The organism is Silvanigrella sp., from assembly GCF_044369315.1.
Classification (GTDB): Bacteria; Bdellovibrionota_B; Oligoflexia; order Silvanigrellales; family Silvanigrellaceae; genus Silvanigrella.
The window spans coordinates 1-20645 of record NZ_JBIPMD010000035.1 but is presented as its reverse complement, the minus strand read 5'-3'; the positions used below and the strand labels follow the sequence as shown (position 1 = coordinate 20645).

Sequence of the window (20645 nt, the reverse complement as noted above, 5' to 3'; positions counted from 1 at the left end):
TTGCATAGTTTTCCATTTTTATAATAGAGCTTAAAACCCATTTCATATTTTTAAAGCTTTCAACATCATTTGTTAAAGCAATTTTTCCTAAATCAGGGAGATTTGCAATAAAAATATTTTGAGCGCCATTCTCTTTTAAAATTTGAATTCCTTTCATGAGATCACCAGAAAGGTTCCAGAGTGATTTAAATGTTTGCACTGGTTTTTTAAAATCCATTGTAAATATATTATTTGCACCTGCCCAAACAACAAATAGAGTATCTTTCCCTTCTATTTTTTTTCCATTTTGATTTTTAATAAATTGATCGATTTGAGTTAATACATCTACAGCGGCGGGATAACGTGGGTTGTTTCCCGAAGTCAATGCACCAATATAGGCAAAATCCATTAAATTTGTTTTTAAGGAACGAGAAAGATATTCAATCCAGACCATCCCATTGCTTGCTCGTCCTTCAAAGTAAGGAGGTAAGGGCATAGGTTTATCCGATGTTTTAGAAGCCTTTAAATAATTTCCATTATCAGACAAGCTGTCGCCAAAGACGACAATATTTTTAAAACCTGCATTTGCTTCAGAGGCTTTTAAAGGAGAAAAAGCAAATAAGGAAACAGAAATAAAAATTGCTTTAAAAGGAAAAGGCATATTCACTCCACAAAAAAATATTTATTTGTATTAAAATATCATTTAATTGTTTTGAGTGCTTCTTCTCTTAGGTTTTTTCTTAAAATTTTTCCGATTGGAGTTTTAGGGAGCTCATTTCTAAATTCTATGAGTTTTGGAACTTTATAATGAGTCATGAATTTATGGCAATGTTCAATTATTTTTTCAGCTGTCAATGTTTGATCTTTTCTGACAATGTAGGCTTTCACCGCTTCGCTTGTTTTATCGCTTGGAATTCCAATGACCGCAACTTCTCCCACACCAGCAAGTTTTGCAATACAGTCTTCTACTTCATTTGGATAAACATTAAAACCACTTACTAAAATCATATCTTTTTTACGATCCACAATTTTAATATAGCCATCAGGATCCATGACTCCAATGTCCCCAGTAAGAAGCCAATCTTCTTTTAAACATTTAGAAGTTTCTTCAGGTCGTTGCCAATAACCTTTCATGACCTGAGGGCCTCTTACGGCAATTTCACCTGTTTCACCTAAAGCAACAGGGATTCCCTCTTCGTTTAACATAACAACTTCCGTGCTAGGAACAGGAACTCCCACGGTATCAAATTTGATAACACCATTAATTGGATTAAAAGTAACAACAGGAGAAGCTTCTGTTAAACCAAATCCTTCCACCACTTTTGTTTTTGTTACGCTGTCCCATCTTTCAGAAACTGCTTTATGAAGCGCAGCTCCTCCAGCAATAGATGCTTTTAAATATTTTGGTGGGTTTTCTGAAAACCATTTTTCATTTAATAATCCATTAAACAATGTATTTACACCAGAAATCCAGGTGATATTTTTTATTTCAAATGCTTTTTTTATGTTTGTAAGTGGTCTTGGGTTAGGAATAAGAACACTTTCTCCACCGCAATAATAAAAAGTCAGTAAGTTCACAGTAAAGGCAAATATATGATATAAAGGAAGCACAGATAAAAGCTGTTCATTACCAGGCACTATTTTAGCTTTGCCCATTTCAACTATTTGATACATATTTGCCATTAAGTTTCTGTGTGTCAGCATCGCTCCTTTGCTAACACCAGTTGTCCCTCCAGTATATTGCAGTGCTGCTAAATCATCTAAAGTAACAGAGTTCCAATATTTATAAGGATTTAATTTCTTAGAGCCTTGAAGGCTTAGTCCTAAATTAACAGCATTTGTAAATGAGGTAGAATAAACTTCACAATTTGGCACTTGTTTTTTTACATACTTTAAAACTGTTTTAACAATAGTCTTTTTTATAAATGGAAAAAAATCGGCGACGCTAACTAATAAAATAGTTTCAAGATTTGTGTTAGGAACAACTTCTTTTAATTTGTCTGCAAACATATCAATAATAATGAGTGCTTTTGCACCACTATCTTTAAATTGATGTTGCATTTCATAAGCGGTATATAAAGGATTTGCATTAACAACCACAGCGCCCGCTTTAAAAATTCCAAATACAGCAATGGTATAAGATAAACAATTTGGCATTTGAATGGCGACTCTATCGCCAGTGGATATTTTTAATTCTTCTCTTAAATAAATAGCAAAAGCATCGGAATAAATTTCAACATCACTAAAGCTGAGTTTGCCTTCCATGCCATTTGGTAAGATCATGCTGCATGCGATTTTATCTTTCCATTTAACTGATGATTTTGTTACCATATCAGCTAAGTTTAAAAATTCGAAATTTGCAAGCTCTAGGTTTGTTCCTGCTCCATAGTGCGACTGCCAGGGACGTTCTTTGCATTCTATCTTACGATCCACCATTTCAGCTCTCCTCTATTCAACTTTAGGCGGATTGTATAGAAACATGTAGAAACGTCAATTTCAATGTTCAAATATTATATCTTTTCCTATTTTTGATTTAGAAAAAATTGTTTATTTATGAAGTAGATTTTTAAAATATTATAATTATTAAATTTGTGATATTTAAAATTTTTTTCAAAACAAAACTTTTTTTCCTATTTCGAAGCTTTTATTATTTGATATTTTGTAGCAAGGATAATGTTACCTAAATTGAATAATTTTTTGACAAGAAAGTCTTATTTTGCCTCTAAAGTTTTCTAAAATAAAGTTACTCTAAATCAAACCTTTTAATAGGAGTGTCATCATGAGCGTTAATAATGTAAAAAACTCCCCAAATGTGGTGAATCCTAACACGATTCAAACATCAGATACCGGAAAAACAGAAAAAGCATCTCCCAAAAATGCGGCTGCAGCCTATGCAAAAGCGGGGAATCCTCCTTCTGTAAAAGAAGCGGCAAATGTTCAAATTTCTCAGCGTGCAAAAGAAATGAGCATGGCTAAGAAAGTAGCTGAAGAAACACCCGATGTTCGTGAAGATAAAATAGCACAGTTTAGAGATTTAATTGATAAAGGCGAATACAAAGCAGATTCTGAAAAAATAGCAAATGCAATTGTTCAAGAAGCAATGAGAGATGAAATCGCACGCGATCCAGGTATTGTTTTAAGATAATTTAAATTGCAAAGTGATAAGAAAAAATGGAAGAGCTATTAAATTTAATTATACAATTTAATGATATTTTAAGAAAACAAATTCAATCTTATTTAGAATTTTTACCTATTTTAGATGAAGAAGAAATTGCTATTTCAAATTATGATTTAGCATCTTTAGAAAGAATGGTAATCATAAAAGATCAGCATTCCCGTATAGCTCAATCTTTAGAAGAAAGAAGAGTCATCGTGCTGAAAAAAATTTGTTACATGATGGCTTTTGATCCCAGAGGACAAAATCTTTCTTTAAAATTATTTAAATTTACTTTTTCAACCTATATAAAAAATATAAAAACGTTGGTTGGTGAAGTCATATATAATAAATTACTTGAACAAGAAACTATATTTAATGAAATTTCAACTGAATTTGAAAAATCATTTGAAGTTGTTTATCCAAGAATATATAGAAATCAAGCTATTTTAAAGAAACTAATGAAAAATGTTTCTTTATCTATAAGTTTATTTCAATCCGAAGCAGAAGTTGGAATGAACTATGATTCCCTCGGTAAAGCTCAATCATTAACAAATAAAAATAATGGGCTCTCTTCTATGCGCGTAAAAGCGTAAAGGTAAAAAATGGTTGCTACTTTAAACCACATACTAAATATGGGAAGCGAGTCCTTACAAAACTCTAGAGTTGGGGTTGACGTAACAGGACACAATATTTCGAATGCACAAACTCCAGGATATAGCCGCCAACAAGTTAACTTAGAAACAAAATGGCCCATTCAATATGGAATGCAAATATTTGGTGATGGGTCTCGTATTCAAAATATTAGACGTTCTCATGATAAATTTATTGAAGGACAATTAAGAAGAGAAGTTCAAGTACAAAGCAGAACAGAAACATTATCAGAAGGATTAAAAAAGCTTGAAAGTTTTTTTAATCCAGATTTAACTTCTACCATTCGGGATCGTTTTACAAGTTTTACAAATTCTATTCGGGAGCTTTCTAATTATCCTGAAGAGCCTTCTGTTCGCATTAATATGATAGAAAGTGGAAAAGGATTATGCCAATCTTTTAATTCAACCCATGCCAATATTGTGCAAGTGCAAACAGATGCGAATGAAGAAATTAGACAAAATATCAATCTTGTAAATCAAAAAATTGCAGAAGTAGCAAAATTAAATGGGCAAATTCGAGAAATGGGTGCGGGCAATTTATCTGACGTAAATGACTTAGAGGACAGACGCGATAAATTAATTAAAGAAATTGGAAATATTGTAGATATCAATGTTTATAAAGACAATAATGATCAATATACAGTTCGTGGACCTGCGGAATGTTTGTTAGTTGAAGGAAATTTAGCATCGCGTTTTATGATGGAAGATACTTATACTGTAAATCATATGCCAAATGTTGTTGTTTCTGAATTTAATAAAGAACGTTACTTTGATATGACTCATAATATTAAAACAAGTAAAATGGGTGCTTTATTACAAATTCGAGATAAATATGCCCAAGGATTAAGAGATGAAGTCAATACACTTGCCAAGGGCTTTGCCGAATCATTTAATGAAATACATGTTAAAGGTTACGGAATTAATGACATGCGAGATATTAATGGTAGAGATTTTTTTGAAGGATTAGACGGTCCTGGGGAACCTGCGCAAGACATCGAAGTTTCCTTAGGAATTGTTTATAATCCAAATGCAATTGGTGCTGCAATGTCTACTACTTCACCTGGAGATAACGTTGTTTCAAATAAGCTTGTTAAGTTATTTTATGAGCCTTTATATGATGACAACACAACAACAGTAACTGGTGTTTACGATAAAATGATAAGTAAACTTGGAATTGCGGCGTTAAAAACAAAAGAAGATGCAACAGCTTCGCAAATTATTTATGATCGTTTAAAAGCTCAAAGAGAAAGTGTTGCAGGTGTTTCTTTAGATGATGAAGCTGCCAATTTATTAAAATATCAACATTTATTTACTGCAAGTTCGAAAGTTATCACAACAGCAGATGAAATGTATAAAACTGTGTTGGATTTAAAACGTTAATTATGAGGTGATATTATGGCAATAAATCCTCGTATCTCAGAGCAATATAGATATGGAACAACTCTTGATCGTATTGGTAATGTAAAAAATATAGCGGATGATGTAAATGATACCGCAATTTCTGGAAGAAAATTAAAAAGAATTAGTGACGATCCTGTTGCTACAATTCGAGTATTACGTAATAGAACACGTATCACAAATCTAGATCAATATCGGAAATCTTTAGATTTTGGTAGAGGATTTTTGGCAAAGACAGAAGATGCTTTAACCTCAATTTATGATTCTTTAATAAGAGCAAAAGAACTTTCTATTCAACAATCAAATAATATTTATGATGAACCTTCACGTAAAGCAGTAGCAGAAGAAGTTCGACAAATTTTAAATCATGTTATTATATTAGGTAACACAACTTATAGTGATAAATATGTTTTTGGAGGATTTCAAACAACACAACCTCCTGTTTCTCCAGATGGACATTACTTGGGTGATGATGGTTATATTTTCGTTCAGGTAGATGAAGATAGTTTTCGTCCAATCAATGTAAATGGAAGAACCGTTTTTGATGTACCAGGAGGATTAGAAGGAAAAAGACCTCCTTTAGTAAACATTCTAGAAAACATGTATGACTCTTTATTTGCTTGGGATCGAGATAAATTGCATCAGTCCATGGTCGATCTTGATGCCGCTATGAACTCTGTTGTTACGGCAACTGCATCTCTTGGTGCGCGAAGAGTTGCCTTAGAAGATGTTTCAGAAAGACTCGATCGCGGCGAGTCTCAGCTGCATAACGATAATAATAATTTAGAAGGAGCAGATATGGTAAAATCTGCTTTGGATTTAAAAAGAGCGGAAAATGCTTTAAATTTTACGTTACAAGCAAGCTCAAAAATGCTAACTCCTTCCTTACTTGAATTTCTAAAATAATCTTATATGCTCTCAAAATGTTATAATTCATTTTTTTAAATTTATAACTAAAATTCCTTTGAAAAATAAATGGAGTTCGAATGAAATTAGCTATTATTTCAGGCAGTCATAGAAAAAATTCTCAATCAGAAAAAATTTCTAAATATTTAATAAAAGAATTAAATTTAAAATTTTCAGTTTCAACTTATTCTTTATCCTTATCAGAAAATCCAATTCCTTTAATGGACGAAGACTTTTTCAATCCAGAAGACCCTAATTGGAAAAAAATTTGGCAACCAATTTCTAGTGAATTACAATCATGTGATGGCATTATTATTATTTCTCCGGAATGGCACGGTATGGTTCCAGCTGGGCTAAAAAATTTATTATTGTTAAGTTCTGTAAAAGAATTTGGACATAAACCTGGTTTAATTGTTTCTGTTTCTGCTGGTATAAGCGGATCATATCCTGTAAATGAATTGAGAACGAGCGGGTTTAAAAATTCTAGACTTTGTTATATCCCAGAACATTTAATTATTAGAGATTGTACTCATGTTTTAAACTTTGAGGCTCCAGAAAATCCTGCAGACGAAGCAATTCGCAGTAGAATATCATATGCATTAAATATATTATTAGAATATTCAAAAGCATTAAAGTTGGTACGTGAAAGTGATAAAATAGATCATAAAACGTTTCCAAATGGAATGTAAAAAATTATTTTTCTGGTTTTATTTTTAAATAAATTTTAACTTCATCACCAATAGTTGAACCGTGTTCTATTGAGAAATCTTTTCTGTTTATTATTGCTTCTGCATTAAAAATTTCCGATTGTTTTGCTGTATCTTCTTTTGTATTTGTTGCAGAAGACTTACAATCAAATGTTACCTTTTTTGTAATACCCTTGATTGTCAAATCTCCTTCCATTTTAAAGTTTTCTATGTTTCCTTTAATATTTGTACTTTTAAAAACCATAAGAGGATATTTTGATGTCTCAAAAAAATCTTTACTTCTTAAATGTTCATCGCGAGATTTATTTTCTGTATTAATAGAAGAAATATTCACATTTGCGTTTACTTGTGATTTTTCAAAATCAGTAGCCATTTTTATGGATCCAGAAAATTCTTCAAATTTGCCTTCAACGGTAAGAAGTCCAAAATTTTTAATTTTAAATTTTATTTCAGATTGAGTTTTGTCTAATTGATATTCTGTTTCTTTAATATTGTCAGAGTATGCTAAAGTAAATAAAAAAACACAAATGGACAAGATGATTATTTTTAAAACATGAAATATATTCATTGAGAAAATCCTTCTATTAGAAATACATTTAAAATTATAAAATTTTTTTTATTAAAAATCATGAAATCAATAAAAAAATCATTCTCTTTGTTATTTGACATTTTTTTTAAGTAAATTATTAAAAAGTCAATATGATATTGATAATCACTATCATATTAGTAATTGCAAATATATCAAGAGGTTATAATGAAAAAAGGAATTTTCATCGTTCTTGCTTCTCTTTTCATCGCAACGGCGAGTTACAGTGCGCCCTTCCCACTTTCTATCAAAGCTGAAAATGGTTCTGTAAAGTTAAACAAAAAACCAGAAAGAATTATTGTCCTCGAGTTTGGAATTTTAGATGAACTGAAATTATTAGGTGTAAAGCCTGTTGGAATTGGTAAAAGCGACAATACCGAAGGCCAAGATCCAGCGCACCTTCAAAATTTTATTAAAGACATTCCTGGTGTTGGAACAAGAGATGAGCCAAGCCTAGAAGCAATTGCAAAATTAAAACCAGATCTTATTATAGGAGACGCATCATTTGTAACAAATATTCTTCCTCAATTAAATAAAATTGCACCTACTGTTTTATTAAATGGAATTTTAGGCGATCCAAAGGAACAAATTAAAAATCTTAAAATCTTAGCAAAAATTACAGATACAGAAAAAAAAGTTCCTTCTATAATTAAGCATTATGAAACGATTCGAAATGATGCCATTGCTGTAGCTCAACAGTCTCCTAAAAAAACAATCTTAATGGGATTTGTTACGCCAAGTGGGATTTTTAGAGTATTAAGTGCAAATGCCATAGCAACACCTATATTAAAAGAGCTTAATAAAGAAAATTTAGTTAAAGAAACAAATGTGATGCATAGAATTGAAATGACGGTTGAGGGTGTATTAAGCAAAGACCCTGATCAAATTGCAATTCTTCTAACAGATGGAAACAAAGAACCTTTTGAAAAACTTTCAAAAAATCCACTATGGAATGATTTGCGTGCTGTTAAAGAAAATCAAGTTTATTTCTTAGATAGAAATATCTGGGCAAAAACTCATGGTATTGAAGCAATGGAAATTATGTACAAAGAAGCTAAAGAAACAGGATTTTTAGAGTCAAAGCCACAGAACCATAACATAAAAAATAATTAGTTTTAATCAGGAAAAAATATGAATAAAGTTGCAATTATTGGTTGTGGAAATGGGGGGGCAGGCTTTAGCTGGACATTTGTCCTTATTGGGACTTAATGTAAACTTATATGCTCATCCAAATCATTTAGGTGGATTTCAGGAAGTAAAAAAAAGAGGGGGTGTCGAGTGCTTTGGGACTGTCCATGGCTTTGGAAAAATCAATCTCGTTTCAAATGATCTTGCTGCCGTATTAAATCAAACAGACATTGTTTTTATTTGTTTGCCTGTAGTTGCTCATGAATCTATTTTTATAAACATGCTCCCTTTTAAAGGAAAATCATATTGTCATTAATTTATCAGGCCAATTTTCGGGTATTTATCAAAAAGAAATTTTAAATCGTTCCGGTTGGGAAAAAAATATTATCATTGCTGATGTTACTTCTTTTCCATATGCCTGCCGATCGGAAAGTCCTTCAAATGCAAACATTGTATCTGTGAAAACAAAAATGGGGATCGCCTCTTTTAATGAATCAATTGCTTTTGAAATAAATGACATTATTAAATCATTTTTTCCTAGTAAATTAGAAATTATGTCAAGTTTTATTGAGGCTGGACTTTATGATCCTTGTGGAATAACTCATCCTGCAAATGTGGTTTTTAATGCAGGGCGGATAGGAAATCAGCAAGAATTTTATTTCTACAAAGAGGGTATTACAAAAGAAACAGCTCAGTTTCTCGATGTATTAGACAATGAAAGAATTTTAATTGGACAAAAGCTAGGCTTAAATTTACCTCCCTTTTATGAGGTGATGAATAGTTACTACGATCTTTCATTTACAAGTATTTATGATTTTTACAAATTATCTCCTATTCATAATAAAAAAACATTTTGCCCAGATTCCATTTCACATCGTTACGTTTCTGAGGATGTTCCTTATTCTTTAGTTCCTTGGTATAGTCTGGGAGAACGATTAGGATATCAAGCAACATCTATGAAAAATATTATTGAAATCACATCTACAATGAACAAAACAAAATATTATGAAAAAGGACGTATCATTACGGATCTTCAATTGAAAGAATTTCATTCATGTGGATAGTTCTTGCTATTTTTAGTTCAATTATATTTGGAATAGCTAGCGTATTAATGAAATCAGCTACGATAAAAAAATGTCCAGATCAATATATTTTATTTGGACTTTATTTTTCAGGAAGTTTGTTTTTTTTATACCAATCTTTTTCTGTAATTGATTTTATTTATAGCTATCATGTATTTTTATGGTCCGTTTTAATTGCACTAGGATCATTTTTTGGCAATTGGTTTGTAATTAAAGCGTTAGAACTTGGGCCTGCAAGTTTAACCGCCCCTATGTTAAATTTAAATTTGCCCTTTATCATATTAATGTCAGTGTTTATTTATGGAGAAGAGTTAAATTTAATTAAGATTTTAATTATTTTAACGTTATTTATAGCAATTATAATTGTTAAAATTGACCCAAATGAAAACTTAGTTATAAAAAATAAAAATTGGTTTATATGTGTTATATTAGGGTCGACATTTTTATTTTTAAGAGAGGGTGGCTTAAAAATAACACAAGAATTAAATATAAATAATACCCAAATTTTACTCTACTCTTATTTTTTATGTTTGATTTTTTCAGGCGTAATTTTATTTAAAAAGGAAATAAAAAATTTAAATTTAAAAAGTGATACAAGTAACAAAATAGAATTTAAAAAATTATTATTGCAGATGAAAAAAGAAAATAACTTAAATGGAATTTATTATGGACTTATTACTGGAATATGCTCTGGATTAGGGCTTTATTTGTATTCAAAAGCATTATTAACAGGGCCAACCAGTTTGGTAGCTCTTATTTTTTCTGCACGAAGTTTGATTATTGTATTATTATCCTATTTTTTACATAAAGAAAGATTGTCTCTTTTTCAAAAGTTTTCAGTCTTTTTATTGTGTTTAGGATTATCTTTAGCAAGCTTTATATAATATGAAATATAAATTTTACCTTATCCTAATTTTATCTTTTGTATTTAGCGCTTTTTTGTTTTTTTATTCATTAACTGTAGGTCCTTTAAAAATATCATTTTATCATGTAATAGAAGGATTATTTTTTTCTTCTGATACCATTTATCATCGGATTATTTTTGAAACCCGTTTGCCAAGAACCATCACAGCTTTTCTAACAGGTTCTTTGCTTGCTTTATCTGGAATGATTTTACAATTTATCACTAAAAATCCTTTAGCCTGCCCAAGTTTATTAGGTATCAATCAGGGTGCTGGGTTTGGAATTGTGGTGATTCTTGCTCTGTTTCCTTTTTGTGCCATTCCTATTTATATGACTTTTTCTTTATTGGGCGGAGTATTAGCAGCATTTTTTATTTATATTATAACTTCATCTATTGGATATTCACCTATTCGATTGATTTTAGCAGGACAAGCCATTAATGCTTTATTTTATGCATTAACTCAGGCTATTCTTATTTTCTTGCCAACTCGATCTGGTGTTATTTTAATTAATATCAATGGTTCTTTATCAAGTTCCTCATGGGAACTTCTCAAATATCATTTTCCTGTTTTAATTCTTTGTTTATTTCTTATTTTGTTAAATTTAAAAAAAATACATATTTTAAGTTTAGGTGAGCAAGTTGCTTCCTCTTTAGGTTTAAATGTCAAAAAATTTATTTTATTTTTTCTTATTATTGTTGTAATGATGTGCTCTTTTTCTGTATCAATGATTGGACCTATTCTATTTTTTCCATTAATCGTAAATCATTTTTCAAAAATAATTGTGGGAGAAAACCCTTTTATATTGGCTCCCACTGTGATCATTTTTGGTGCAAATTTTATGTTAACTTCAGATGTCTTAATGAGACTATTATTTCACGATAAGGAAGTCGCAATTGGTCTATTTATATCTATTTTAGGAGCTCCTATATTGATATTTTCATCAAAGTTGAGAAAGAAAATAATAAATGTATAAATATTTAATGAATAAAAATTATATATTATTTTATATTTTATTGTTTTTATTGTTGCTTTGTTATTTTTCTTTAAAATTTGGAATTACAAATTATTCGTATATTCATCTTTATGACGCTATTTTTAAAAAAAATTTAGAGTTTGAAAACCAATTTATTATATATGATGTAAGATTACCTCGCATCATTGCTGGCGCTTTGTGTGGAGCTGCATTTGCTTTATCGGGAAGTTTACTACAAACTGTTTTTAGAAACCCAATGGCTGCTCCCGATATTTTAGGTATCAATTCGGCGTGCTCTTTTTGTATTTTATTATTTTCAACGTTTTTATATAAATTTATTCATATGTCTTTTTTAATATCTTCTTTTATAGGCGCATTATCTGGATTTTTAATTGCTATTTTTGCATCTATTGAAAATAAAAAAATTTATCATGCCAAATTGATTATTGTCGGTATTGCCATTGGTGTTTTATTTAAAGCTCTTTGCCAATTTTTAATTATGCAATCCGATGAAAAACAAAGTGCATTTTTTTCTTTTATAACAGGTACGTTATATTTGGTAAGTTGGGATACAGTATATTCTATATTTATCCCCTCTTTATTTCTTATTATTATTTCCTTTTTTTTGCATAAAAAGCTTGATGTCCTTCTTTTAAATGAAGATGTTTCAAATAGTATTGGTTTCCACATTACAAAATGGAAAATAATTATTATTTTTATCTCTTTGGCATTGGCATCGGTTGCGGTAAGTGGTTGTGGGAGCCTAGGATTTGTTGGTTTAATTTCTCCAAATATTTCAAAAATATTATTTGGTAGCTTTCATAAATTTAATTTATTCGGTTCAGCACTCATTGGGGCTGTGTTAACAGTTTTTTCCGATTTTTTAGCAAGAGTTTTATTTCCACCTTATGAAATTCCTGCTGGACTAATTACAATAATTATCGGAGTTCCTTATTTTATTTATTTAATGAAAAAAATGAGAAATCACATTTAAATTAATTTAAAATTCCATCAGAAAAAATAATGGGATTGTTTTTTTCATCTCTTAATATTTTAAAATTTACTTGAAAGACATTATTTAAAACTTTATTTTTTATAATAGTCTCAATATTTTCATGTGCAATAATTTTCCCTTTTTTTATAATCACAATGTAATCGGAGTAGCGGATGGCATGGTTTAAATCGTGATGAACCATGATAATTGTCTTTTTTTCTTTTTTATTTAAATTTTTTAATAATTCAAGAATTTCTAATTGATGTTTAATATCTAAATATGTTGTTAATTCATCTAAAAATAAACAATCACTATTTTGTGCAATAGACATTGCAATCCATGCTCTTTGTTTTTGTCCTCCTGATAATTCATCCATATAATGTTCTGATAGTTCATTCAGGCCTGTAACTTTAAGAGCCCATTCCACCATTTTCTCATTTTCAATTTTATTTTTTTTAAAAAGAGATTGATAGGCATACCTTCCATAAGACACTAGTTGTCTTACTGTGATATCTTTAGGACTTTCAGGTGATTGTGGTAAACTCGATATTTTTTGAGCTAAATTTTTTTTATTGTAACTATTAATAAGTTTGTGATTGATTAAAATTTTGCCCTGATTTGTTTTGATTATTCCTGAAATTGCTTTTAGCAGAGTTGATTTTCCTGAACCATTGGGGCCAATGATGGAAGTCATTTTTTCTTTTATAAAAGTCAAATTTACATTGGATATGATGTCTTCTTTTCCATAAGAAATATTTAAGTTTTGTAAGGAAATATCTATCATTTTTTTTGCTCTTTTGTATAGAATGAAGATGATAACAATTATTATTATCATCTTCATGATATCGGTTTAAAAATATTTTTCAAGTAAAATAAATCCAATTTAAGATCAAAAAAAAATTCTATTCATAAAATAAATAATGGTTTAGATAAACTTTTTATCGAGTTTGTCATTCGAATCCGTCATTAAAATTTAATTAAATTTTAATATCATTCCTGTTATCTATATGAATCTATTTAACGGACACAAAGTCAAATTGACAAAAAATCAAATTTGAATTTTAAATATATTTTAGAATAGAATTTCCTATTCTTTATCTGGAATTTTTAGTTATAAATAATTTTTAATTAATATAACATTAAGGAAAAACAAATGAAAAATATATATTTTGCACTTGGGTGCTCAATTTACTTTTCTACTCCAACTTTTGCTTTAGATACTAATAGTATAACATGCAAAGTTCAATTTGATTTTAACAAAACAACCTTTAATGAAAAAGAATTAAAGAATTGTCTAGATCATTCAACAAATAATAAAGACATTAAAAACATTGAAATTATTGCTTCAGCAAGCAAAGGTGGTTCTAGTTTATATAATAAAAAATTAACAGATAAACGTTCCGAAGTTTTGAATCAATATATTAGCAAAGAAATTCCAAATGTAAAAATAGCTTCGTCTTCTTTAGGAATGAATGAAGAATATGGACGTTCTGGAATCATTCATTTAACCGCGGTTTCTCAAAAAGAAACAGAAACTCCTAAGGTAGGAGAAACACAAAAAGAAGAAAAACCAGTTGAAAAACCGATTGAGAATATAGCCAAAGAAATTGAGCCTGTAAAAGAAGAAGTTCAATCAAATAACAATCATAATAAATTTTATTCAAATTTTTCCTTAAGAGTTGCTAGAGACTATTATACATACGATATTCACGCTCCTTATCTCGCTACGGGAGCTGAAGATGGTCTTCAATATCAACAAAATAATTTGTTACGATATGAATTGGCAGCACAAGGGAATGTTTTAACAAATGTAACAGGTGATCATGTTTTAAATCTTTACACATATTATGCCGCTCCAGGTGTTTATTTAACAAATTCTGGTTTTTTAATTGGAATAAGAGGGCTAGCAGGTGCTGTTACAAATGAAAAAGGACAATCGGGTCGTGATTTAGGTGGCGAAGTAAGAGCAGGATATGAATACAAAGCATTCTCTCTCATTTTAGATGCTGGTAGAACGGAAAGCTCTATAAGATTTGGTATAAATATAGGCTTTAAAATATAAATAATATAATTTTGTTTGCCATAAAAAAAATTATTTTAAAGCAATATGGAGTCAGAGAGACAACTCTGTCACAGAATATTGCTTTACAGATTTTGTATCGGTTGAGTTACAGCTTGATTTTCCTTCAATTATTCTCAAAAATTCAATTTTAAAAACTTTTTTTATTAAATTTGAATTTGAGTTTAATCTAAAGTAAAAATGTACTTCTGTTAGTTCCTGATCCCCTAAAGAGATAATTTCATATTTTTTATCGGTAGCTTTCAACCACTCCCATGAATAACTCTTAAATAATTCATTTTCAGTTAATAGAGCATATTTATTTGATATTCCACTCATACCACGATAATTGTTACTTACTTTAAATTCATTTAAATTTCGATTTAAATAAGTTTGCACATCATTAGCATGAAAAAGTCCATACCAACGCATGGCAGGTGCTTCATAAAATGTGGGAGCATATCTGTGACCGCCAATGTGTGTGGATTTCCAAACTCTAAAATTTAGTTTATTTTTTTCGATTTTGGAAAAAAACTCATTGTAAATATTCAAACCATATTTTCCACAACAGAGGTCTCTTTTTCCATGAATACAAATAAATATTTCGTTTTTATTTTGCCTATCTGTTTGTTTCCATTTATCAAAAGTTTCATTATTTCCCGATAAATAATTTATAATATACGATCCTAAATGAATTAATTCTTCATTAGGTAATGAGATTTCCAATTTTATATAGGGATCAAATTCATTCTGATTTTTTTTAAAAATAAAAATTTTAGTATGATCTTGAATAGAATATTCACTTTTTGCAAAATAATTTATTCCAAACTCTATTTTATTTTTTGTTAATTGCGGAAGTAACATTTGCAAAGAATTTGGATAATGAATAGATTTTATAGGGATAGAATCCCAGGGTTCTTCCAGTTCAATTGCAATTTGAACATCTAATTTTGAAACCGAACAAATAATATTTTCATCACTAAATTTTGTTAATGTTGAGCACTCATTTTCAATATCCATTTTGACTCCATTTTTAATAAATATTTAAATGAAAATTATTTATTTTCTAGAATTGATATAATAGAATTTAAGATTTTATTATATTGTCCTGCATTTGCAATGAGTGGAGGTGTTAACGATAAAACGTCAGCTCTTGGCCCTTCGGGAAGAACAATAAATCCATTTTCTAATAAATTTTCCATTAAAGAAACACAAAAGCCTTCTTCCTGTGAATAAAACCAAATCCCTTTCATAAAACCTTTTCCACGAATTTCAAAAGGAAATTTTTGAGATAACGCTTTTAATTCCATATTCTCTTTAAATTTATAAAAAGCATTATCAATATTTACCATTTCCTTTTGAAAAATAGGCAAATATTTTTGTATATATTTAATTGTTTCGTAAGCAACGGAACATGCTAAAGGATGGCCTAAAAATGTTTGTGTTTGTCGTGCTTCCCCTTTCGACTTTTCCCAAACATCCATCATATCTCCAATGCAAGCACTAATAGGCAAACCGCCTCCCATTGCTTTTCCTACACAAAGAAGATCGGGAATTACATTATAATGCTCTAAAGCAAACATTTTTCCTGTTCTTCCAAATCCAGTATATATTTCGTCAAAAATAAGTAATGTTCCATATTTTTTGCATAATGTTTGGCAATTTTTCATAAATTCAGAAGTAAAACCTCTTTTTCCACCGCGACCTTGATAAGGTTCCAAGACAAGAGCAGCAAATTCTTTTTTCTTTAATTCTTTTTCAAGAAGCTCAAGCACATCTTCCGGAGAAAAAAGCTGATGTTTCTTTTTCAGCATATTTGCATCTAAAATTTTATTATCTGAGCTGATATCGCTTGGAAAATATGGAAATGGCAAACAAACACTTTTATCTTTTACCCAAGTTTCAAATCCTTTTGTAAAATCTTCTCTATGATTTAAGGTCAGAGGAGCAAACTGAAGTCCATGATAGCCACCTGCAAAAGATAAAAAGCGACATCTATTTGTGGCAAGCATTGCTGTCTTTAGAGCATTTTCTATTGCATCACCACCACTTTGACCTAATAAAGATTTTGCATTTTTGTAGGGTGATATTTCAGCTAAAATTTCTAATAATTTAATTTTTGGGAGAGTCGGGTGTACATCTCCCATTCCATGAATTAATTGAGAACATTGTTTCCGAATGGCTTGAATTGTTACTTTAGGACTATGGCCTAATGCTAAAACTCCAAAACAAGCCGTGAAATCGATATAGCGATTTTTATCAATGTCATGAACAAACATTCCATTGCCACGTTTCATGACAATGGGAAAACGCTCACCAAAAAATGTGGTATCAGGGCATTCTACTTTTTGAAGGCGTGAGAGAAGTTTGTCAGTAACTTTACGTGATTGTTTTTTTATCATTTTTCTCAGTCCAAAGGTGTTCGGTTTTATCAAAAAACTCTATCATTTTTTCTTCTTTTAAAAGAAAGATCGCTTTTAAAATTTCTTCATAATTGTTTGTTGCTTGATTGTCATCTAGTATATTTATTTTTTTTAATAAAAATTCATTTAAATAGTGATCAACTGATTCATAAAAACGGGTAATATCTTTAGCAATGATATTATCGGTTTTTTTAATAAGATAAATTTTTTTATCTTGTTCTATATTCTTTTTTTCACTATAAATTTCAATAATAATTCGAACAAGTAGGCAGTTGAAAAAAACGCCTCCAATGGCTTCATAACCTTTATGCCTCAATTGATATTCCTCAAATCGTATTTTGAAATTATCAGCAATATTAATTAATTCTCTTGGGGTAAAGGAATTTAGCCAGGTAGGAAATTTTAAAGGATGCTCTAATTTATTGTTTTCAAAAATTTGAGATAAATAGTGATTCATAATTTCTTCATTTCTTTCCCATGCTATAGGTAAAAAAATGATTTTTCCTTCAAGTTTTTCACATAATTCAATTATTTCAAATTTATTTTTGCCTTTTATTCTTTCGTTTTCAGAATAACCAAGCAATACAATATATGTTGTATTAAAATTCCATAAATTTGCAAGTAAAGCCCATCTATCATCTTCTTTTAGAGAACTGTGATCTAAGTCATCTAAAATATACACTTTATGTTTATAATTGTTAAAGTCTTTCATGTCGAGAACTTTTCGTGTCAAAATTGCAAATTGAAATCCACTTGTAATTAAAATATCAACACCACTACTAATAAATTTGTATAAGGAGTAAGTTAATTTAAATTTATTTGTGAGAAGCATTAAACTAATTATGATAGAAATAGGTGCAAAAAAATAAGAGTGATAAAACCCTAATTGATAAATAATAGCATATATAAAAAATAAAAATAGGACCGTTTTAAAAAAGCCTAAAAGATGCATATAAGCTTCACTGAGGGAGGTAATACCAAAAAAACTTTTTTTAACAAAATGGAGTCCGTCTGTTTGGATTTCATGAGAATATTTTTCAATTAAATACGTTTTTCCTGAGCCCCATGGCCCAATAATAAAAATAAGATTTTCATTTTTTCGAATAAAGATATCAATTTGATGTTTTATGGTATCATAATTTAGACTTTTATGTTCATCTATACCGTCGTGAGCCTCTAGTTTTTCTTTTACAATTTTGAGTAAAGGAGGATCATTAGAGACTATTCTTTTGAAATTTATAAAACATTCTTTAATAGAACTTTTGCTTTTATTTCCTTCAATCATATCATTCCTCTGTAATTTATGAAATAAAAAAAAATGGAACGAATCTATGTAATTTATATTATAGGAAATTTTTAAAAAGGAAAGAAATAATGTCGGTTTATTAGTGTCATTATTTTTTAATTATGAAATATTTTTAACTGCGAATATTTTTGATGGTTATATTTAAAGCGGAAGAGTTTCCAAAATTAGGATAACCAGGATTATCATTTAGTAATATTGAATGTTTATTTATAATGTAATTAAAAATATTTTTATTTATTAAATGAATTTCATTTGATTTTAAGTTAATTAATTTAATTCTTTCAATTTTTAAAAGGTTCTCAGGTATTCTTATAATATTATTACCTTCGGCGATAAAATATTTTAAATGAGCTAATTGGTCAATTTTTTCAGGTATAATTTCAATAAAATTAAATGAGATGTCTAAGTATATTAGTTGATTTAAAAGAATAAAAGTTGATGGTATTTTTTTAATATCATTGCTTGATAAATCTAAATATTGTAAATTTTTAAATTTATTTATAGATTTAGGAATGGATTTTATTTTGTTACCTTCTAGGGATATTTTATTCAAATATTTTAATTTTTTTAATTTATCATTAATGGATAAAAGTTTATTATGATTTAAATTTAATGACTCTAAATTTTTTAAACTTGAAATATAATCTGGTATTTCTTCTATTTTATTTAATGATAAATTAAGATTCTGAATTTTTAAAAGATTGTTTATTTCTTTGTTAATAATTTGTATATTATTAAATGATAAATTTAAATTTTTTAAATTTTGAAGGTCATTTTGGTTAACTTCTATCTTTGATATTTTATTATTTTCAATATTAAGAGTCTCTAATTTGTTTAAGTGTTTAATGCTATTTGGTATTTTTTCTAATTTATTTTTTGATAAATTTAAATGTTTTAATAAAGTTAAATAGGAAATGGATTTATCAATATCATGTAATTTATTTTCCTCTAAGTTTAATTTTTGCAGATTTGAAAATGAAGTTAATGGGGAAAAATCTTTTAATTTTGTTCGATTTAAATTGATTTCATTTTCATTTAAATCATATTTTTTTGATAAAATAAATTTTGCTGTTCTTTGAGCTTCTGTATTATTCCCTAATTCTGAAGCCCAATCATAAATGGTATAATTAAATTTTAAATTAAATTCAATGTTTGACATTTGGTTGTTTGATAATCCTAAATTAAACTTGCATTCTGTAATTGTTTTTAAGATCCCAATTTTTTTTGAAATATAAACTTTGTTGTCTTTTATTTTAAATTTAATGTCATGGCAGAAAGCATTAGAATTCTTTGAAGGTAAAATTTCAATTAAATTTGTGTTTATATGAGAAGGAATATACAAGTTGATTGATTCAAATGGAACCAGAGTTCCTAATTTTTCATGATATTTTCCATAAAAAAATATATTTTTCTGATTAAAAAAATAAGTTTCTGATTTTGAGATATAAATAAATGATTTGTCATACTTTTCTTTGTTTAATATTTTTATGATATTACCACTTTGAAAATGATTATAATCTAATATATTAGAATTATTTTTTTTAGCACAAGAAAAAAATATAAAAATAATTAATGTTATTTTAACAGTCAATATTAAATTCATGTCTCGTCCGTGAATCTGATTTATCAATTAACAAAACTCATTGTTTTCCTATTTTTGAGTTTTCTTTCTTTTATTTACATAAATTTATAAATTAGTCTATAATTATTCCTGTAAATTTTAATTATATTTTTTGATTATTTACAAAGCTTAAAAAAAAACAAATGAAATAAATATACAAATTAAAATTTTAAATATATTTGAATTATTGTTTATTTGTTGATCTTTTATTGAATTTCATATTTTTCTCAAAAAATTCTTGGGATATATTTCTTGAAATAACAGAGTTTTGTCTTTGCAGTAAACTAGAAATATCCTTATAAGTTTTTGCAATTTCTCTATCAATACGATTGCATTCACTAATTCGCTCTAAAAATTTTTTAAGTATGTTTTTATCACTTTGGATTAATTTTGTTTTCTCAAGAACTAAGTTTTCAATTTCACTAACTCTTTCCTCATTTTTATTGGTAAATTCTTGAAATAAGCTTAATAGTAATTCTTTTTCTTGATTTAAAGTCTCATTATTTAAAGTAACTTCTTCCAAAGTTAGAGCTTGGAGAATCGTATGTATTAATATCTCAAAAGACAATGGCTTATCTAATAGGTTGAAAGTTCCTAATTTTAAACACTCAATTGCTTCTTGTTTTTCTGCATGACCAGAAATAACAATGATTGGTTTATGGTGCGCCAAGATAAGTGCGTAAGAACCAGTGAGTGCGAATCTCACCCACGTAAAGATTAGCCATCAGCGTGGAAGTAAGCAGTGCGATTAATAAGGTAACAAATTAATTG

The 20645-nt window shown here is 28.6% G+C and carries 21 protein-coding genes; 12 read left to right on the top strand and 9 right to left on the bottom strand.

All coding sequences use genetic code 11. The annotated features are described in order from the left end of the window. Both ACIQ56_RS05030 and ACIQ56_RS05025 read right to left on the bottom strand, forming a co-directional pair. On the bottom strand, positions 1-640 hold a 640-nt coding region (locus ACIQ56_RS05030; RefSeq protein ID WP_397599981.1), incomplete at its 3' end, for an SGNH/GDSL hydrolase family protein. Between the two features lie 38 nt (positions 641-678). Further along, entirely contained in the window at positions 679-2415 is a 1737-nt protein-coding gene (locus tag ACIQ56_RS05025; protein WP_397599980.1) for an AMP-binding protein, read from the bottom strand. Between the two features lie 343 nt (positions 2416-2758). Here ACIQ56_RS05025 and flgM point away from each other — a divergent pair, with 343 nt between their 5' ends. The 5 genes from flgM to ACIQ56_RS05000 all read left to right on the top strand — a co-directional run bounded on the left by flgM (position 2759) and on the right by ACIQ56_RS05000 (position 6779). After that, positions 2759-3124, top strand: coding sequence for a flagellar biosynthesis anti-sigma factor FlgM (flgM, locus tag ACIQ56_RS05020; protein ID WP_397599979.1), 366 nt, complete (start codon positions 2759-2761; stop codon positions 3122-3124). Between the two features lie 26 nt (positions 3125-3150). Beyond that, complete coding sequence (locus ACIQ56_RS05015; RefSeq protein ID WP_397599978.1) at positions 3151-3729, top strand: hypothetical protein; 579 nt, start codon at positions 3151-3153, stop codon at positions 3727-3729. Between the two features lie 9 nt (positions 3730-3738). Next, positions 3739-5166, top strand: coding sequence for a flagellar hook-associated protein FlgK (flgK, locus tag ACIQ56_RS05010; protein ID WP_397599977.1), 1428 nt, complete (start codon positions 3739-3741; stop codon positions 5164-5166). A 15-nt stretch (positions 5167-5181) separates the two neighbouring features. Beyond that, positions 5182-6090 (top strand): flagellar hook-associated protein FlgL, encoded by a 909-nt coding sequence (gene flgL, locus ACIQ56_RS05005; RefSeq protein WP_397599976.1) that lies wholly within the window; start codon positions 5182-5184, stop codon positions 6088-6090. 80 nt (positions 6091-6170) lie between these two features. Further along, complete coding sequence (locus ACIQ56_RS05000; RefSeq protein WP_397599975.1) at positions 6171-6779, top strand: NADPH-dependent FMN reductase; 609 nt, start codon at positions 6171-6173, stop codon at positions 6777-6779. A gap of 4 nt (positions 6780-6783) precedes the next feature. On the opposite strand, the gene ACIQ56_RS04995 is transcribed toward ACIQ56_RS05000, so the two are convergent. After that, positions 6784-7365 (bottom strand): YceI family protein, encoded by a 582-nt coding sequence (locus tag ACIQ56_RS04995; protein ID WP_397599974.1) that lies wholly within the window; start codon positions 7363-7365, stop codon positions 6784-6786. Positions 7366-7551: 186 nt separating this feature from the next. On the opposite strand from ACIQ56_RS04995, the gene ACIQ56_RS04990 reads away from it, so the two are divergent. The 6 genes from ACIQ56_RS04990 (at position 7552) to ACIQ56_RS04965 (ending at position 12465) form a co-directional block, all read left to right on the top strand. After that, entirely contained in the window at positions 7552-8496 is a 945-nt protein-coding gene (locus ACIQ56_RS04990) for an ABC transporter substrate-binding protein (RefSeq protein WP_397599973.1), read from the top strand. A gap of 49 nt (positions 8497-8545) precedes the next feature. Beyond that, positions 8546-8827, top strand: coding sequence for a hypothetical protein (locus ACIQ56_RS04985; RefSeq protein ID WP_397599972.1), 282 nt, complete (start codon positions 8546-8548; stop codon positions 8825-8827). A gap of 154 nt (positions 8828-8981) precedes the next feature. Next, positions 8982-9575, top strand: coding sequence for an NAD/NADP octopine/nopaline dehydrogenase family protein (locus ACIQ56_RS04980; protein WP_397599971.1), 594 nt, complete (start codon positions 8982-8984; stop codon positions 9573-9575). After that, a complete protein-coding gene (locus ACIQ56_RS04975) occupies positions 9566-10477 on the top strand; it encodes an EamA family transporter (RefSeq protein WP_397599970.1) in 912 nt (303 codons plus the stop codon). The genes ACIQ56_RS04980 and ACIQ56_RS04975 overlap by 10 nt, the downstream gene beginning before the upstream one ends. 55 nt (positions 10478-10532) lie before the next feature. Then, positions 10533-11471, top strand: coding sequence for a FecCD family ABC transporter permease (locus ACIQ56_RS04970; RefSeq protein ID WP_397599969.1), 939 nt, complete (start codon positions 10533-10535; stop codon positions 11469-11471). Next, the gene (locus ACIQ56_RS04965) at positions 11464-12465 is read left to right on the top strand and encodes a FecCD family ABC transporter permease (protein ID WP_397599968.1); all 1002 of its coding nucleotides are present in this window, start codon (positions 11464-11466) and stop codon (positions 12463-12465) included. Before ACIQ56_RS04970 ends, ACIQ56_RS04965 begins: the two co-directional genes overlap by 8 nt. Before the next feature lies 1 nt (position 12466). Here ACIQ56_RS04965 and ACIQ56_RS04960 read toward each other — a convergent pair whose 3' ends face one another. Further along, complete coding sequence (locus ACIQ56_RS04960) at positions 12467-13249, bottom strand: ABC transporter ATP-binding protein (RefSeq protein ID WP_397599967.1); 783 nt, start codon at positions 13247-13249, stop codon at positions 12467-12469. A gap of 369 nt (positions 13250-13618) precedes the next feature. Here ACIQ56_RS04960 and ACIQ56_RS04955 point away from each other — a divergent pair, with 369 nt between their 5' ends. Further along, positions 13619-14527 carry a hypothetical protein gene (locus ACIQ56_RS04955; RefSeq protein ID WP_397599966.1) on the top strand — a complete coding sequence of 303 codons (909 nt, stop codon included), beginning with the start codon at positions 13619-13621 and terminating at the stop codon, positions 14525-14527. 51 nt (positions 14528-14578) lie between these two features. Here the strand turns inward: ACIQ56_RS04955 and ACIQ56_RS04950 are convergent, their stop codons facing one another. The 5 genes from ACIQ56_RS04950 to ACIQ56_RS04930 form a co-directional block, all read right to left on the bottom strand. Further along, entirely contained in the window at positions 14579-15544 is a 966-nt protein-coding gene (locus ACIQ56_RS04950) for a sucrase ferredoxin (protein ID WP_397599965.1), read from the bottom strand. Between the two features lie 35 nt (positions 15545-15579). Then, on the bottom strand, positions 15580-16926 hold the full coding sequence (locus tag ACIQ56_RS04945) for an aspartate aminotransferase family protein (RefSeq protein WP_397599964.1): 1347 nt from the start codon (positions 16924-16926) through the stop codon (positions 15580-15582). Further along, complete coding sequence (locus tag ACIQ56_RS04940; protein ID WP_397599963.1) at positions 16904-18232, bottom strand: P-loop NTPase fold protein; 1329 nt, start codon at positions 18230-18232, stop codon at positions 16904-16906. Before ACIQ56_RS04940 ends, ACIQ56_RS04945 begins: the two co-directional genes overlap by 23 nt. A 133-nt stretch (positions 18233-18365) precedes the next feature. Beyond that, complete coding sequence (locus ACIQ56_RS04935; RefSeq protein ID WP_397599962.1) at positions 18366-19856, bottom strand: leucine-rich repeat domain-containing protein; 1491 nt, start codon at positions 19854-19856, stop codon at positions 18366-18368. Between the two features lie 202 nt (positions 19857-20058). Then, complete coding sequence (locus tag ACIQ56_RS04930) at positions 20059-20544, bottom strand: hypothetical protein (RefSeq protein WP_397599961.1); 486 nt, start codon at positions 20542-20544, stop codon at positions 20059-20061. Positions 20545-20645 lie beyond the last annotated feature (101 nt).

Coding starts and splice junctions, on each gene's coding strand:
- ACIQ56_RS05025 (WP_397599980.1), bottom strand. CDS start 2,415: ATGGTGGATCGTAAGATAGAATGCAAAGAACGTCCCTGGCAGTCGCAC.
- flgM (WP_397599979.1), top strand. CDS start 2,759: ATGAGCGTTAATAATGTAAAAAACTCCCCAAATGTGGTGAATCCTAAC.
- ACIQ56_RS05015 (WP_397599978.1), top strand. CDS start 3,151: ATGGAAGAGCTATTAAATTTAATTATACAATTTAATGATATTTTAAGA.
- flgK (WP_397599977.1), top strand. CDS start 3,739: ATGGTTGCTACTTTAAACCACATACTAAATATGGGAAGCGAGTCCTTA.
- flgL (WP_397599976.1), top strand. CDS start 5,182: ATGGCAATAAATCCTCGTATCTCAGAGCAATATAGATATGGAACAACT.
- ACIQ56_RS05000 (WP_397599975.1), top strand. CDS start 6,171: ATGAAATTAGCTATTATTTCAGGCAGTCATAGAAAAAATTCTCAATCA.
- ACIQ56_RS04995 (WP_397599974.1), bottom strand. CDS start 7,365: ATGAATATATTTCATGTTTTAAAAATAATCATCTTGTCCATTTGTGTT.
- ACIQ56_RS04990 (WP_397599973.1), top strand. CDS start 7,552: ATGAAAAAAGGAATTTTCATCGTTCTTGCTTCTCTTTTCATCGCAACG.
- ACIQ56_RS04985 (WP_397599972.1), top strand. CDS start 8,546: ATGGGGGGGCAGGCTTTAGCTGGACATTTGTCCTTATTGGGACTTAAT.
- ACIQ56_RS04980 (WP_397599971.1), top strand. CDS start 8,982: ATGGGGATCGCCTCTTTTAATGAATCAATTGCTTTTGAAATAAATGAC.
- ACIQ56_RS04975 (WP_397599970.1), top strand. CDS start 9,566: ATGTGGATAGTTCTTGCTATTTTTAGTTCAATTATATTTGGAATAGCT.
- ACIQ56_RS04965 (WP_397599968.1), top strand. CDS start 11,464: ATGTATAAATATTTAATGAATAAAAATTATATATTATTTTATATTTTA.
- ACIQ56_RS04960 (WP_397599967.1), bottom strand. CDS start 13,249: ATGATAGATATTTCCTTACAAAACTTAAATATTTCTTATGGAAAAGAA.
- ACIQ56_RS04955 (WP_397599966.1), top strand. CDS start 13,619: ATGAAAAATATATATTTTGCACTTGGGTGCTCAATTTACTTTTCTACT.
- ACIQ56_RS04950 (WP_397599965.1), bottom strand. CDS start 15,544: ATGGATATTGAAAATGAGTGCTCAACATTAACAAAATTTAGTGATGAA.
- ACIQ56_RS04945 (WP_397599964.1), bottom strand. CDS start 16,926: ATGATAAAAAAACAATCACGTAAAGTTACTGACAAACTTCTCTCACGC.
- ACIQ56_RS04940 (WP_397599963.1), bottom strand. CDS start 18,232: ATGATTGAAGGAAATAAAAGCAAAAGTTCTATTAAAGAATGTTTTATA.
- ACIQ56_RS04935 (WP_397599962.1), bottom strand. CDS start 19,856: ATGAATTTAATATTGACTGTTAAAATAACATTAATTATTTTTATATTT.